15 protein-coding genes are annotated in these 13773 nt (G+C 60.5%); all 15 read right to left on the bottom strand.

Annotation, left to right across the window (positions count from 1 at the left end; translation table 11 throughout):
- Positions 1 to 17: 17 nt before the first annotated feature.
- The 15 genes from scpB to HMPREF2993_RS00005 all read right to left on the bottom strand — a co-directional run bounded on the left by scpB (position 18) and on the right by HMPREF2993_RS00005 (position 13659).
- Positions 18 to 632, bottom strand: coding sequence for an SMC-Scp complex subunit ScpB (gene scpB, locus HMPREF2993_RS00070; protein WP_070510783.1), 615 nt, complete (start codon positions 630 to 632; stop codon positions 18 to 20).
- A gap of 16 nt (positions 633 to 648) precedes the next feature.
- Positions 649 to 1446: a segregation and condensation protein A gene (locus HMPREF2993_RS00065; protein ID WP_070510785.1), complete on the bottom strand. Its 798-nt coding sequence runs from the start codon at positions 1444 to 1446 to the stop codon at positions 649 to 651.
- A 9-nt stretch (positions 1447 to 1455) separates the two neighbouring features.
- Complete coding sequence (locus HMPREF2993_RS00060; RefSeq protein WP_046649257.1) at positions 1456 to 2328, bottom strand: ParA family protein; 873 nt, start codon at positions 2326 to 2328, stop codon at positions 1456 to 1458.
- Between the two features lie 185 nt (positions 2329 to 2513).
- Positions 2514 to 3602: a hypothetical protein gene (locus HMPREF2993_RS00055; RefSeq protein ID WP_070546328.1), complete on the bottom strand. Its 1089-nt coding sequence runs from the start codon at positions 3600 to 3602 to the stop codon at positions 2514 to 2516.
- 45 nt (positions 3603 to 3647) lie between these two features.
- The gene (gene xerD / locus HMPREF2993_RS00050; protein ID WP_046649232.1) at positions 3648 to 4526 is read right to left on the bottom strand and encodes a site-specific tyrosine recombinase XerD; all 879 of its coding nucleotides are present in this window, start codon (positions 4524 to 4526) and stop codon (positions 3648 to 3650) included.
- A 41-nt stretch (positions 4527 to 4567) separates the two neighbouring features.
- Positions 4568 to 5206 carry an NUDIX domain-containing protein gene (locus tag HMPREF2993_RS00045; RefSeq protein WP_070510790.1) on the bottom strand — a complete coding sequence of 213 codons (639 nt, stop codon included), beginning with the start codon at positions 5204 to 5206 and terminating at the stop codon, positions 4568 to 4570.
- The gene (locus HMPREF2993_RS00040) at positions 5207 to 6166 is read right to left on the bottom strand and encodes a copper transporter (protein ID WP_046649230.1); all 960 of its coding nucleotides are present in this window, start codon (positions 6164 to 6166) and stop codon (positions 5207 to 5209) included.
- Positions 6166 to 7350, bottom strand: a complete 1185-nt coding sequence (steA, locus tag HMPREF2993_RS00035) for a putative cytokinetic ring protein SteA (protein WP_049154955.1) — start codon at positions 7348 to 7350, stop codon at positions 6166 to 6168. Before steA ends, HMPREF2993_RS00040 begins: the two co-directional genes overlap by 1 nt.
- 26 nt (positions 7351 to 7376) lie before the next feature.
- Entirely contained in the window at positions 7377 to 9053 is a 1677-nt protein-coding gene (gene recN, locus HMPREF2993_RS00030) for a DNA repair protein RecN (protein ID WP_070510796.1), read from the bottom strand.
- Between the two features lie 39 nt (positions 9054 to 9092).
- The gene (locus tag HMPREF2993_RS00025) at positions 9093 to 9974 is read right to left on the bottom strand and encodes an NAD kinase (RefSeq protein ID WP_046649256.1); all 882 of its coding nucleotides are present in this window, start codon (positions 9972 to 9974) and stop codon (positions 9093 to 9095) included.
- Positions 9975 to 10000: 26 nt separating this feature from the next.
- Positions 10001 to 10810, bottom strand: a complete 810-nt coding sequence (locus HMPREF2993_RS00020) for a TlyA family RNA methyltransferase (protein ID WP_046649227.1) — start codon at positions 10808 to 10810, stop codon at positions 10001 to 10003.
- 40 nt (positions 10811 to 10850) lie between these two features.
- Complete coding sequence (locus HMPREF2993_RS13550; RefSeq protein ID WP_168163151.1) at positions 10851 to 11012, bottom strand: hypothetical protein; 162 nt, start codon at positions 11010 to 11012, stop codon at positions 10851 to 10853.
- Complete coding sequence (locus HMPREF2993_RS00015) at positions 11003 to 11986, bottom strand: HAD-IIA family hydrolase (protein ID WP_046649226.1); 984 nt, start codon at positions 11984 to 11986, stop codon at positions 11003 to 11005. The genes HMPREF2993_RS13550 and HMPREF2993_RS00015 overlap by 10 nt, the downstream gene beginning before the upstream one ends.
- Entirely contained in the window at positions 11986 to 12936 is a 951-nt protein-coding gene (locus HMPREF2993_RS00010; RefSeq protein WP_046649225.1) for a tetratricopeptide repeat protein, read from the bottom strand. The genes HMPREF2993_RS00015 and HMPREF2993_RS00010 overlap by 1 nt, the downstream gene beginning before the upstream one ends.
- Positions 12937 to 13065: 129 nt before the next feature.
- Entirely contained in the window at positions 13066 to 13659 is a 594-nt protein-coding gene (locus HMPREF2993_RS00005; protein ID WP_070700297.1) for a complex I subunit 1 family protein, read from the bottom strand.
- Between the last annotated feature and the right edge of the window lie 114 nt (positions 13660 to 13773).

The following is a 13773-nucleotide window of genomic DNA, read 5'->3' as shown; positions in this document are numbered from 1 at the left end:
TACCGCACGGTGGGCCTTTATGAGTAGTCCTCATCGATCTGCTCGATGTCTGGCAGCAGCGGCGCGAGGTCTGGAAGACGCTCGAGGGAATCGATTCCCAGAAGCTCCAGGAAAAGCTCAGTGGTTTCATACTGGTGTGCGTTGCCGACTGTCGGCTCGGGGCTTTCGATCTCTCGAATGAGCCCGCGCAGAAGCAGCGTGCGGACAACGCCATCGACGTTGACACCGCGAACACCAGCGACTTGGGCGCGGGTGACCGGCTGGCGGTAGGCGATGACCGCGAGGGTTTCGAGTGCGGCGCGCGAAAGCTTGGTTTGGGTCCCATCAAGCACGAACTGCTCGACGGCGTCCGCATTTTCTTTGCGGGTATAAAAACGCCATCCTTCCGGTGTCTCACGCAGGTCGATGCCAGAACCACGCTCGGTGAGCTCACGCTCCACTGCCCGCAAAGTATCTCTGACAACGGAGACCTCCGCATCTACCACGCGCGCCAGCTCTTCCGCGCTGGCGGGCGAATCGATGACCAGAAGGATCGATTCGAGGCGTGAGCGCAATTGCGGGATCAGCGGAAGAGCCGCCGGTGCGCTCGGCACTGGGGCCTCACTGTGTACTGCGGGTGACGTGTCCTCCATGAGTCGGTAGCGTACCTTAATCCCAGTTCGCCGCCGCAACAACGGCCGGATCCACGTCGAGCCCTGTCCACGACAATTCCAACGGGCCTAAGGATTCGGGTTGGGACGCATCCACAGCCTTGGCTTTGTACAGCTCCAGCAACGCCAAGAAGCGGCCCACGATTTCCATGGAAATGGTGCAGTCCCGCGTTAACGCATCAAAGCTCATCCACTGCCCTGTGCCTAACAGCTTGAGAGTGGTGAGGATTTTTCCAGCCTGTTCCGGCACAGAGACCGCGACCTGGTGGATGTGACCGGTCGCGACTTCCTCGGGAGGCTTGGGGCGGAATACCCCGGCGGCGAGCTCCGCGAACGTGGCTGGGGTGTGTCCAAGTTTGACAGGTGGAAGAAGCTCGCTGAAGCGCTCCTCCATCGCCACCGCACGTGGATAGCGGCGCTGGGCGCCGCGCTGCCACTGCGCAAACTGGTCAGCGACCTGCTTATAAGCCTTATACTGCAGCAACCGCGCGAAAAGCAGATCTCGGGTCTCCAGCAGTTCGAGGTCCTCAAGGTCATCGACCTCGCCGCGCGGCAATAGACGCGCCGCCTTCAGATCCAACAGCGTAGCGGCGATGAGCAGAAATTCCGTCGTCTCGTCCAGGTCCGCGGTCTCCCCCAACGCTCGGGTATAGGCCACGAACTCATCGGTAACCTCAGACAGCGCCACCTCGGTGACATCTAGCTTCTTCGCTTGAATGAGCTGGAGCAGCAGATCGAACGGACCCTCAAAATTGCCCAGCGCGATGCGAAAGCCGGTGATCTCCGGTTGGGTCATAATAGGCGGCTAGCCGTTGGCCCGCTCAATGACCTCTTTAGCTAGGTCGCGGTATTGCTTGGCAGCCTGCGAGCTCGGTGCCCAAGTGGTAATCGGCTCACCGGCTACCGAGGTCTCTGGGAAACGCACGGTCCGCGTAATCACCGTGTCGAAGACCTTGTCCCCGAAGTACTCGACTACCCGGTCCATGACTTCGCGGGCGTGGCGGGTGCGACGGTCAAACATGGTGACCAGAATGCCCATGATCTCCAGGTCGAAATTGATGCGGTCAGCAACCTTCTCCACGGTGTCGGTCAACAGCGCGAGGCCGCGCAGGGAGAAGAACTCGCATTCCATCGGGATAATGACGCCTTGCGAGCAGGCCAGCGCATTGACCGTGAGCAGGCCTAGGGAAGGCTGGCAGTCAATGATGATGAAGTCATAGTCCTTGCGTACCGGGCGCAGCGCTCGGGCCAAGGTGTGCTCGCGGCCCACCTCGTTGACCATCTGAATCTCTGCGGCGGAAAGATCAATGTTGGCCGGAACCAGGTCGAGCCCCGCGACGCCGGTGTGCACGATGGCAGAATGCACCGAGACCTCACTATCGAGCATGACGTCGTAGATAGTGTCCTGAATCTGATCATGCGTCAGCCCTAATCCGGCGGACAGAGCGCCCTGCGGGTCCAAGTCAACGAGGAGGACTTTACGCCCCAACTCCGCCAAGCATGCTCCCATGTTGATCGTGGATGTGGTTTTCCCCACTCCACCTTTCTGGTTGCACATGGAGATAATCGTGGCGGGGCCATGCTTTTCCAATGGCTCTGGTTCCGGAAGCTCCCGCAGTGGCCGGCCGGTCAACCCGACCTGTGTTTCGGAGGCCTCAAACAGTCCCTCGTCGCTCACAGTCACACCTGCTTCCTTGACCTGTACGGCTCTAGTTAGGCCATCTTCGCGTTAGCCCTGCGGCACTCACCGGCGCCGCACTCTTACATCCTTGTGATTATAGGGTACCCCCTTGAGCACCCGCATCGCGATTATAGCCAGCAAAAGCCGCCGCATAAAGCCTGGAAGCTAGACTACGAGAGGTTTTACTTCCGGTTCGAACGGAACCGACGGAGTGCGAACCCAGCGACCAAAGCGATGATGCCGAGTGCCGCAATCCCCGCTATCACCGCGCCGGCGCCAAGGCCTGTATCAGTGCCTGATTCTTCGCTAGCTGTCGTGGCGCTGTCGCTATCAAGCTGCTGCTCTGGAGGCACGTCGGTGGTGTTCTCTCGGGTTGGGTCTGTGAGTGTCACCACCAGCTCTGCCGACTGGGTGTCCTCGTTGATGAACTGCATGATGAAGGGGTTGTCGGGTTCCATGCCCTCTGGGTAGGTCAGGGTCATGGTGCGCGAGCCCTTATCAATGTCGCGTTTCACGCCCTCGATAAACTCCCCTTCCGCGTTGAGATAACGCAGCGTGACGCCTTCATCCTCAAGATGCTTGAAACGGTTGTAAAGGTCCAGTGCTTGTTTCAAACCTAGCTTGGCGTGAATGGTCTGGCCTTCGATGGTGGATTCTAGGTTGACATAGGACGTGTGGGAATCATCCACGCCTTCCCAGCCACGGCCCGTACGGAGCGGTTGCGCGTGGCCGGTGCTGGAACTATCCGCACCGGTCACCGCTCCGCCATCGCTTGTATCGTCTGTGACGTCGCCGTTTCCACCCAGTTCTTCGTTACCTTGCTGGTTCTCTGCGTCCCCCGGCCCCGGCTGGCCACCACCAAGGCGCCCCGGATCGACACTTTCGGCAGCGTCGTTGAGTTCCTCGGCGGTGACATCGGCGTCAGCAACGAGCACGATGGTCATGGTCACGCCCTGATAGGTCACCGGAACGGTAATCTGTCCACCTGCTGGCGGGGCCGTCACCGTAGCAGTGCCACCTGAGGCGCTCACATTCCACCCATCGGCAGCCACGGAGACGTCGACAGGCACCGGCAGGGAAACCGTCGTGGTTTGTCCAGCCGGCACGGGGATGGTGGCATCCTGAGCATGGGCAACTGCCGCGCCGAGCCCGGGGATCCCGCCCTTCGCGCTCACCGGGTTGGCCGCAACACCGGCAAGTGGAAATACGGTGAGCGCGAGAGCAATCGCAGCCCCGCGAAAGGTCCGGGAAGCGCGAGCAGATGAAGTCATAGAAATCCTTTTCATTGATGTAAATCGAACTGAGTCTAGGCGCCTTTAGGCGCGTGGATGAGCAGTACGCCACACCTCGCGAAGCGAATCCGCAGTCACGTGCGTGTAAATCTGCGTCGTCGTCACGGAAGAATGACCCAGCAGTTCCTGAACTGTACGCACATCCGCACCACCCTCCAGCAGGTGGGTAGCAAAGGAGTGACGCAGGGTGTGCGGAGAGATGTTGGCGCTCAAGTGCGCGCGCTGTGCAGCGGACTTGATGGCGGCCCATGCGCTTTGCCGTGACAGGGCCTTGCCCCGGGTGTTGAGGAATAGCGCGTGAGAGGCTCCAGTTGCTAAGACCGGCCGTGCCCGCACGAGGTAATGCTCGACCGCTCTTACCGCGTGCGAACCCAACGGAACGAGGCGTTGCTTATCGCCCTTGCCGCTCAGCAGCAGAATATCGCGCACGGTCGTCGGCCCCTCAGCCGTTACGTCATCCACGCTCAAGGAGATCACTTCGGAGATGCGCGCGCCCGTGCCGTAGAGAACCTCCAGCAAAGCGCGATCGCGGATGTCTATGGGGGTTGCGGATTCATCAGTGGGAATGGCGGTGAGCAAAGTCTCGACGTCCTCCACGCTGAGGGTCTCCGGTAGCGCTTGGGCCCGCTTGGGCGGCGAAACCTCCGCCGCGACGTCTTCTTCAATCATCCCCTCCGCGAGCGCAAATTTATGCAGCCCACGCGCGACGATCAGCGCTCGACTGGCCGAGGACTGGGCGAGGGATTCACGCAGGTACATGAGGTAGTTCTCCACGTGCGCGCGAGAAACCTGGCGCAAATCCGTGATCCCAGATTCCGCTAGCCACGACACGTAGCGATTGATGTCACGCCGGTAATTACTCACCGTGTTCTTCGAGGCACCTTTTTCCACCATGAGGTGCATCAGCCACGCTTGCCCAGCGGCGGCAGCGGGAGTCGTGCTGCTCACAGCTTCTTCAAATCCGGTCCGGTACGCCGGCTAGCCAGCGACTGCGGCCGCAACTCGAAAGGTGAATCAACCGGCCGCGGTGTGCGTCCTTCACGCACACAGGCATAGGCGGCGAGAATTCCGGCCACTGCAATAGAGTTCACAATCTCGCCGGCGAGGATACGATCGACGGCCTCCGCTAGCGGCACCCACGAAAACCCCATGTCGGCTTCTTCATCACCTGTGGCCTCGAACTTGGCGACGTCCCGCAGCCCACGCGCCACGAACACCCGTACGGCTTCTTCACAAAAGCCCGGGGAGGTCACCAGATCGGTCAACACACCCCAGTCCTCGGCGGCCAGTCCGGCCTCCTCTTGGAGTTCGCGTTGTGCGCCACTGAGTTCATCTTCACCTTTGACGTCGAGCAAACCGGCTGGCAGCTCCCACAGGCGTTTGCTCACACTGTGGCGGTACTGCTCCACCATGGCGACTCGGTTGTCCTCATCCAAAGCCACAACGGCCACGGCACCGAGGTGCTCGACGATCTCCCGCTGCGCCACGACATCTCCCGGCATCACAACGTCATCACGGCGGACGGCGATGATGGGGGCGTCGACAAGCAGCTCGCTTCCCACCGTACGAAACTCGTGTGGCATTTAGAGATCCTTCGGCAGCGCCGGTGCTGCGCCCTCGGCATTCGCTGCAGAACCGTACACGCCGCGGCCGCCATCGAGCTGCTCCTTGACGGCCAAGACGCTGGCCATCTGGGAGACCGGGTGGTCGATGGAGTCCACGGTGCTAATCCCAGTCTTGGCCGCCCGGAGCTTTTCCAACACTCCGCCATCCCCTGCGGACTGCACGCGCCCGGCATACACCATGGCGGCGTCCGCGGACTCGAAACCTTCCAGGAACTTGACGGTGGTGTCGATAGTGTACTTCTTGCCAGCGCTGTCTTCGTCTTCTCCCGGTGTCAGGCCGCCGCCGACGATTACGACCGCCTGAGCGGGCAGGATCGTGCCATCCTTGTAATCGATGTAGCCGGCATCGCGCAAGGCACGCAGCAAGGTCGCCCGATCGTCGACGGTGGCAAGCGGTTGGGTGGTCTTAGCATCCATCATCAGCCCGGCAGCAAGCGCTTGGCCGGCATGAGTACCGGCATCGATCTTCTTCTTATCGAGCTTCGCTCCTGCCGGCAGCGTGGTGGTGACGAGGGACAACAACTTGTCTGCGGATTCCTGGGCCAAGAATTTTTCGGTCAGTTTAATGCTTCCAGCGTCGGTGGAATCGGCGGAGCCTAGAAGATCCTTCACAGCCGTGACATCGGCATCATTGGCGTCGGGCATGCTGAGTACCATGACCGGACGCTGGACTAGAGTGCCGTCGACGACGTAACGGCCGAGGTCCCCCATCACGGAATCAGCGGAATCCAGCTGGGCCTTCGCAATGTTGTGGTCAAGCACCAGCTTGCTGTATTTTTCTCGGACCTCGTCGTTGGACTCCCCACCGCGCCCCGGGGTGGAGTCCATGTTCGGTGCGATGACCAACGTGCCCAACGCAATACCAATGGCTGCACCGAAGCCAAGGCCGGTGACAATCAGGGATTTAGGCGAACCCATTATTTAAACCACCCCTGCACGCTCAACGCGAAGTTGTTCCACGTATCGATCAGGTTCTGCAGGAATGATTCATCGCCACCCAGGCCCACGATGAGGATGACCACGGCCAGCGCCACGAAAATGCCCAGCAGGGCCCACATCCACCCCATTGCGCCGGAATTCGGCGCGGCGTAGAGGTTGATGACGGCGTCCGCGTCCACGAGGCGCGTACCTGCCTTCATATGGCATAACAGGGCTGCGGGCGTGGCAGTCGGCTCGTTGGCAAAGATGTCATCGAGATCGAGGGCGCCCCCAACCTGCACAATCATCTGCGCTTCGTGGTAGTCCGCGAGCAGGAGTGCAAGATCCGTTGCTGAGTCTGTCGCAGCCGGGAATGTCATCGCGCCGATTCCCAGATCCTGAATGCGCTCGAGTCCTTCCGCAGTGCCGTCCGGCTCAGCTGGGAGAATAACTTGGGCACCACTGCGCAGGGTTTCAGAGCTCACTTCCGAAGGATTTCCCACGATGAAGTTAGGCTGATAGCCCAGCTCAACCAACGTATCTGCGGCAGAGTCGACACCGATGATGACGGGTTCATACTCGCGGATGAAGTTGCGCAGCAGCGTGAGCTTTTTGCGGTGCTCCTCAGAGGGCGACACCACGAGGACCTTGCGTCCCGCCATGACGGAACCAGCATCCGGAACGCCAAGGCCATCGATGAGGAGCGGGCCTTCGGAGTGGATGAACTCGATGGAATTGCCAAAGTAGGCTTCCATATGGTCGATAAGTTCGCGTTGCGCGGAGGAGAAGTTCTTCTCCGCGCGGTCCCGGGTAACCACCGTTCCAGAAGACAGCTGGGTATCCCCCACATACACCGTCCCGTCCTCAGTAAGACGCGCCTTCTTCCCGTCCTTGAAGTTGCTGACGAAATCTTGGCCCACGCCCTCGATAAGGGTGACGTCGGCGTCGAGAAGCATGTGCGGGCCATAGTTCGGAATGGAGCCGGTAGAAAACTCCGCCACGTTAATCACAGCAGCTGGTTTCATATCCACGAGGGTCTGGGCCTCTTGGCGGGAGATGTTGGCGGCGTTGATGACTGCGAAGTCACCGGCGCTGAACTTCTTCATGCCCTTGCCACCCGGGGTGCAATCACGCAGCGCGCCGTGTTCTCCAGGCAGATCGGTGTTACGGGAAAACAGACTCATGCCTGACAGTTTCCCCTGTTAGGCGCTCAATGTGTGGAAGGCGCGCGGAAACTCTCTACTTCTGCTTGAGCCCGGTCGAAGAGCTCCTGGGCATGCGCGCGGCCAGTCGCGGTGTCATCAAGACCAGCGAGCATGCGGGCGAGTTCCTCGACGCGTTCCTCGGCGCTCAAATCCGCCACGCCTGAGGTGAATTTCTCCTTGGACACGTGCAGGTGCGAATCCGCATAGGCAGCCACTTGGGGCAGGTGGGTCACGCAAATGACCTGGTTGGTGATGGACAGGCGCGCTAGCCGACGCCCAATCTCCACCGCCGCGCGACCACCCACGCCGGCGTCCACTTCGTCGAAGACCAAGGTGGTGCCGTCGCCGCTGGCGAGTACCACTTCCATCGCCAGCATGACGCGGGAGAGCTCACCGCCGGAGGCGGCCGAGGCCAAGGGCTTTCCGTTGAGTTGGAATTCCACTTCATCCGCGCCCGACTTGGAGTACTTCGCCTTGTGCACGGCGACCGTCAGTGTGGAATGAGGCATGGCCAAGCCGTGAATCTCCTCGGTGACCTGCGAGCCCAGCTTCTTCGCTGCCTTGGTGCGGGCGGCGGTGAGCTTCTCGGCCTTAGCCACCATTGTCTTTTCGGCCGCCATTACCTCCTTCTTCAATGCTTCGAGGGCCTCGGTGGAGGTGTCCAACGTCGCGAGTTTCGCTTCTGCCGCGTCACGCCAGGCCAACACCCCATCGATGTCTGCGGCATACTTACGTGTCAGGCGCTTGAGCTCCTGTTGGCGCTGCAGGGATTCCTCGAGGAGGTTGGGATCTGCGGGGAGATTTCCCAGATACGTGGTGAGCTCAGCGGCAATATCGGTCAATTGCGTGGTGACCTCGCTCAATCGCTCCCCGAGCCGCGCGAGTTCGACGTCGCTGGCCCCAGCCAATGCGGTTTCAGCGGTGCCGACGAGGTTGACGGCGGTGTCCTCATCACCGAAACCTTCCCCGCCGTCGAGAGCGCTCAGCGCGGTGGCGGCTCCCTCGCGCAGGGCATCAACATCCTGCAGGCGCTTAATGAGGGTCACGAGCTCTGCGTCCTCGCCCGGTTCCGGGTCAAGGTCCGAAATCTCCGTTATCGCGAACTGGAGCCGGTCGACTTCCTGTGCCATCTCACGCCGTGATTCTGTACGGCGCTGGTAGTCCTTGGCCAACGCGCGCCAGCGGCTAAATGCCTGGGTATATGCCTCGCGGACCGCGTCGACTGCAGGGTCGAAGCGGTCAATGGCCGCCAGCTGTTGATCAGTAGACAACAGCCTCAGCTGATCGTTTTGCCCGTGGACGGTAATGAGATGGGAAGCGAACTCCCCCAGCGTCGCCGCTGGCACCGCTCGCCCACCCAGGTAGGCCCGCGAGCGTCCCGCAGCCGACACCGTGCGGGAGGCGATGTATTCGCCGTTCTCATCGGGCTCTCCCCCGGCTTCCTCGACTAGTTCCGCCACGGCCTTCGAGTCAGAAGAAAAGTGCCCTTCGACGGCAGCTTTGGAGGCTCCTTCGCGCACGCGCGAGGCATCAGCGCGCCCTCCCGCGAGCAGGCGCAAGCCGGTCACCACCATGGTCTTGCCAGCACCGGTTTCACCAGTGAGCACGGTGAGCCCCTGCGAAAGCTCCGCGGTGGAGCTTTCAATTACACCGAGATCAGAAATGCTGATATCAACGAGCACGGAGAGTTATCTTCCTTCCTGGTTACGCGCTAGAGCAGGTTAATGCCGCGGTCCGCGCCAGCCTTCCACGGGAAGGCGCAGCTTGGACACAAGCCGGTCAGTGAAAGGCTGGTGGTCAAGGCGAACCCACCGCACCGGCCGTTCACCGCGCACGATTTCCACGCGTGAGCCTGGGGGCATGGAGATTTCCCGAAAACCATCGAGGATCACCACGGCGGGAGTCGTTGCCGATGCCGATTCCACCGCTACCTGTGAATCCGGAGACACCACGAGCGGCTTGGTAAACAATGCGTGCGCGTTATTCGGCACCACCAGGATGGCATCGAGCGAAGGCCACAGCACAGGGCCGCCGGCGGAGAAGGCATAAGCCGTGGAGCCCGTAGGGGTAGAAATAAGTACACCGTCGCACCCAAAAGCGGATACTGGGCGGCCATCCACTTCGAGGATGGCATCAAGCACTCCGGACCTGTTGAGGTTTTCAATCGACGCCTCATTCAGCGCCCAGCTGCGCTCACGCAACGCGCCTTCCGAATCGAAGACGCTCACGTCGATGGTCAGGCGGTCTTCGACGTCATAGGACTGCTCGATGACGCGCACGAGCGCACGGTCTAGGGACTCCGCTTCCCATTCTGCGAGGAAGCCCACGTGCCCCAAGTTGATGCCCAACACCGGAACGTCCACGGCGCGGGCCATATCCGCAGCGCGCAAGAACGTGCCATCGCCTCCGAGCACCAACACCAGTTCGCAGCCCTCTGCTGCCGCTGGTGTATGCCGGACGTGCTGCAGCCCGGGAAGCACAGTATCCGCAGCACAGACGCGCACCTTAATGCCTGCCTCCTGCAGCAGCTCCGCGGCCCGGTGGGTGGCGGCAAGGTTTTCCTCGCGACTGGCGTGCGGGACAAGAAGAATTTCACGGCGCATGGTGCCATCCGCGGCGCTGGTAGTGCTCACTGAGGTCCTTCCTTAATTGCCGTTTCGATGAGTACGTCCAGCCTATCCTCCGGGGTGGACATCCCGTCCTTGACCAGCCAGAGGAAATACTCGACGTTACCGCTCGGTCCCGGTAGCGGGGAGGCAGCCACACCTTTTACGCTTAGGCCGAGCTCCTGAGCGAAGACCGCCACGTCCTTGGTTACTTCCGCGCGAAGCTCGGGTGACCGCACCACGCCGCCGGCGCCAATACGGTCCTTACCTACTTCAAACTGTGGCTTGACCATGGGCAGTAGCCACGCGCCATCGACCATGCACTCCACGATGGCCGGAAGCACCAATTTCAAGGAGATAAAAGATAAGTCACCCACCATGGCATCGCACGGCCCACCGGTCTGCTCTAGGGTCAGATTACGAATATTCGTGCGGTCTAGCACGGTAACGCGCTGGTCGTTTTGCAGGCGCCACAACAGCTGCCCGTAGCCCACGTCAACCGATAACACCTCTGCGGCACCGCGGTGTAAACAGACATCGGTAAACCCACCGGTCGACGCTCCTGCGTCCAACACGCGCTTACCCTTCAGATCCACGTCAAAGGCTTCAAGTGCGCCCAAGAGCTTGTGTGCGCCTCGCGACGCCCAGTCATCCCCCTCACTGGCCTCCACCTTGATGGATACCTCTGGTTCCACCACCGTGGCGGGTTTGGTGGCCTTGAAACCACCAACCGTCACGCGGCCGGCCTTGATCATCTCAACAGCGTGCTCACGTGAGCGCGCGATCTTTCGGCGTACCAACTCCGCGTCAAGACGGCGACGTTGCGGTGGCATAGACAGGTCCTCTTTCCCCTACATTCCTTGGTGTAAAGCGCTAGTTGTCTTGAAGCGCATCCCGCAGCACGGTGTGAGCACGGTCCAGCTGGACCAGCTCCTGCTCAAGAGTTTCCGATGGCTCGTTAAGAATCGCGGCGATGGACTCATCCAGTTTTTCTGGGGCAAGCACCGCCCGCGGGTCATGGGGCTTTACCGCCATGTGGATACTACTCTTTCAGCGGCCTCGCTCCGCGGCTGAATATAGCGAGGAGGCTCAGCGCCCGCCCAGGCTACTTCCAAAACCGTGCGCAGCGCCTCGACCGAAGTCGACTTCTCATCGCCTCCTTGAAGGACAATGTCATAGCCGTCATACCGAGCCCGGAATCCGCCCTGGGCTCCTGGCCGTGCCTGTGCTTCCGAGAGTGAGAGCTCGTGGAAGCCCGCGCCGATGAAATTGGGACGTGCCTCCGGAATGGCTTCAATAAGCGCCAGCTCACGAGACACACCGGTCAACACGTGGAACGTATCCATCGCTGCGTTATTACCACCGACGATATCGGTGTCCAGACGGTCGCCGACAGCAAGGGGTTTGGTCGACCCCACCAGCTTGGCCGCCTGCGTAAACATAGCGGGCTCCGGTTTGCCTGCAGTAATAGGTTCAACGCCCGTGGTCGAAACAACAGCCGCGACGAGCGAGCCATTGCCCACGGCCATTCCTCGCTCCGTCGGCAGCGACGTATCGAGGTTGGAGGCGTAGTATTTCGCACCTTGATTGATAGCAAATGCCCCCTCGGAAAGCTGTTCCCAACCGACCGACTTATCCATGCCTTGCAACACTGCCGCAGGCTTATCATCGGCGCTGTCGACTACTTCGAACCCTGCCTCACGGGCCAGAGTGCGGAATGAGTCAGCGCCGATAACGAGAACCTTGGTTCCTGCCGGGAAGTCCTCACGGGCAATCTTGACTGCGGCTTGCGCGGAGGTAACAACTCGGTTGGCATCCGTTTTCAGTCCAATTTCTCCGAGCATGCCAGCCACGGTCTGGGGGCTGCGGGAAGCATTGTTCGTCACATACACCGCGGGAACACCACAGGAGTTAATAACGTCAACGACGCACTGGAGGGCCTGTCCTCCCTCCCACACGGTTCCGTCAAGATCTAGCAGCAGCGAATCGTGGGTCTTGAGAATACTCATTATTTACATTCGGTCAGACGCTCCGCGGCGTCGGTCCAGTCTCCTTCATCGATGTCAACCGCGTGCTGGAACCATTCCTGTGCCTCCTCCTTACGGCCGGCCTCCAGCAGGGCATTGGCGTAAGCATAAGAAAGGCGGCAGGCAGACACGCCTGTGGCGTCCTTGTTCGGCTGCGCGCGCTGAATCGTGACCACAGCAGAATCTGCTTGACCCATGTCTAAGCGTGCACCTGCAGCCACGATTGCCAACTCGATGGCATCCTCCGGTGCCAGCTCCTTCGCCTCTTCGCTGCGCCACAATTCCACGGCCTTCTCTGGGCGACCAAGGCCGCGTTCACAATCCGCCATCACGGCAAGCAATCCAGGGCCACCGGAAATGCGGCGCGCAGCACGCAACTCCGCCAGAGCTTCCTTCCACTCCCCAGCACGGTAGGCGGCGATTCCATTCATTTCACGCGCAACCGATACGCGTCCAGCACGATCCTTTGCTGCGCGCGCGTGGCGAAGTGACAGCTGCGGGTCATCATCAAGCCACGTTGCCGCCATAATGAGATGCTTGGCCACTGCTTCGGAGTTTTCCTTCGATAGCGAGGAGAGGTCCTGCAGCACAGAAGGATCGAGGTCAGTGATATCAATATCAGATGGCAGATCCGGATCCGTCATGCGGCGATTGATCCGCTCCTCACGGTAGCCCGAACGCTGCGGATGCGAGGCCTTGTGCTTATCACGATCGTGGCCCTGACGATCGTTGCGGCGATCCCCACGACGAGGTTTAGCACCAGCGCGACCGCCACGGCGGTCATCGCGGCGATCGCCGCGACGCTCTTCTCGACGCCCCGATGCGCCGCCACGCTTCTCAAACTTCCGGCCACCAGAGCGGTTGTTTCCCCGGTTGCTTTCCGAGGAACCTTCGCGGCCACGCTCGTGGTCGCGGGAGTTAGATTCAGACATTAAATCCATGCACTTTCTGCGGTAGACGCGTCCGTATGTACCGAACCAGTGTACAGGTCAGCGGCCCGAAACCGGCAATGCACCGACTGGTGAGTGAAATGGCCCACACCCATGGCTAATAGTCAAAATTCACGGGCCATCAGGCAAGGAATCAAGCCGATCCAATGGCCAACCATGCCGAACGCGATCCAAGCCCGCAGCCACCTGTGAAGCGGACAGCCCATGTTCCACGCTTCCGTCGTCCAACGGCCGACCACGAACGACTGCCCAGAATGTCCACCCGTTATTGCGGATTGCATCAAGGCGGATCCCCTGGCGGTCACGCGCCATGACAGCGCCTTCCTTAATCATTCGGTCCAGCCTCAGCCCTTCCACGGACACCTCGAGCATCCGGGACTCGCCGTTTGGCGCCACGACCAACGCCTTCGTGGCATAAAAATTCCCTTTCTTCCCACGCCTGGCATTCTCCTCATCGTGAAAAAGACTGCCAAGGAGAACCGGATAAAAATCGATCCAGCCATTCTTCCAGGCCCTATTAATGCGAAGAGCAAACAACGCATGCTTAGCGATGAGAAACAAAAAATAAAGGAGCGACGCGCCAAGAAGAAACGCCAAGAGACCCGGAACCTTGAAGCTGTTAAGAAGCAAGCCCACAAAGAAGATGAGTCCCGCTGCCAAGACCATCGCTCCGAAAAACACAAGACCACCACGGATATCGCGCACTTGCGGAACACGCTCTACTGATTCAAAGACCGGACAAAGGTTGTAGGGAGAGGGGTTCTCGTTTTTTCTCCCGTAGGGAACAGCTGTTGCGACCGGCTATTTGGTAGCAGTGTC

Origin of the sequence: Corynebacterium sp. HMSC068G04 (genome assembly GCF_001814885.1) — a bacterium.
Taxonomy (GTDB): Bacteria; Actinomycetota; Actinomycetes; order Mycobacteriales; family Mycobacteriaceae; genus Corynebacterium; species Corynebacterium hiratae.
The sequence above is the reverse complement of the archived record's forward strand: the minus strand, read 5'-3'. Positions and strand labels throughout refer to the sequence as shown.

Excerpts from the sequence above, each read along its gene's own strand:
- scpB (WP_070510783.1), bottom strand. The coding sequence starts at position 632 with ATGGAGGACACGTCACCCGCAGTACACAGTGAGGCCCCAGTGCCGAGC.
- HMPREF2993_RS00065 (WP_070510785.1), bottom strand. The coding sequence starts at position 1,446 with ATGACCCAACCGGAGATCACCGGCTTTCGCATCGCGCTGGGCAATTTT.
- HMPREF2993_RS00055 (WP_070546328.1), bottom strand. The coding sequence starts at position 3,602 with ATGACTTCATCTGCTCGCGCTTCCCGGACCTTTCGCGGGGCTGCGATT.
- xerD (WP_046649232.1), bottom strand. The coding sequence starts at position 4,526 with ATGCACCTCATGGTGGAAAAAGGTGCCTCGAAGAACACGGTGAGTAAT.
- HMPREF2993_RS00045 (WP_070510790.1), bottom strand. The coding sequence starts at position 5,206 with ATGCCACACGAGTTTCGTACGGTGGGAAGCGAGCTGCTTGTCGACGCC.
- HMPREF2993_RS00040 (WP_046649230.1), bottom strand. The coding sequence starts at position 6,166 with ATGGGTTCGCCTAAATCCCTGATTGTCACCGGCCTTGGCTTCGGTGCA.
- steA (WP_049154955.1), bottom strand. The coding sequence starts at position 7,350 with ATGAGTCTGTTTTCCCGTAACACCGATCTGCCTGGAGAACACGGCGCG.
- HMPREF2993_RS00025 (WP_046649256.1), bottom strand. The coding sequence starts at position 9,974 with ATGCGCCGTGAAATTCTTCTTGTCCCGCACGCCAGTCGCGAGGAAAAC.
- HMPREF2993_RS00020 (WP_046649227.1), bottom strand. The coding sequence starts at position 10,810 with ATGCCACCGCAACGTCGCCGTCTTGACGCGGAGTTGGTACGCCGAAAG.
- HMPREF2993_RS13550 (WP_168163151.1), bottom strand. The coding sequence starts at position 11,012 with ATGGCGGTAAAGCCCCATGACCCGCGGGCGGTGCTTGCCCCAGAAAAA.
- HMPREF2993_RS00015 (WP_046649226.1), bottom strand. The coding sequence starts at position 11,986 with ATGAGTATTCTCAAGACCCACGATTCGCTGCTGCTAGATCTTGACGGA.
- HMPREF2993_RS00010 (WP_046649225.1), bottom strand. The coding sequence starts at position 12,936 with ATGTCTGAATCTAACTCCCGCGACCACGAGCGTGGCCGCGAAGGTTCC.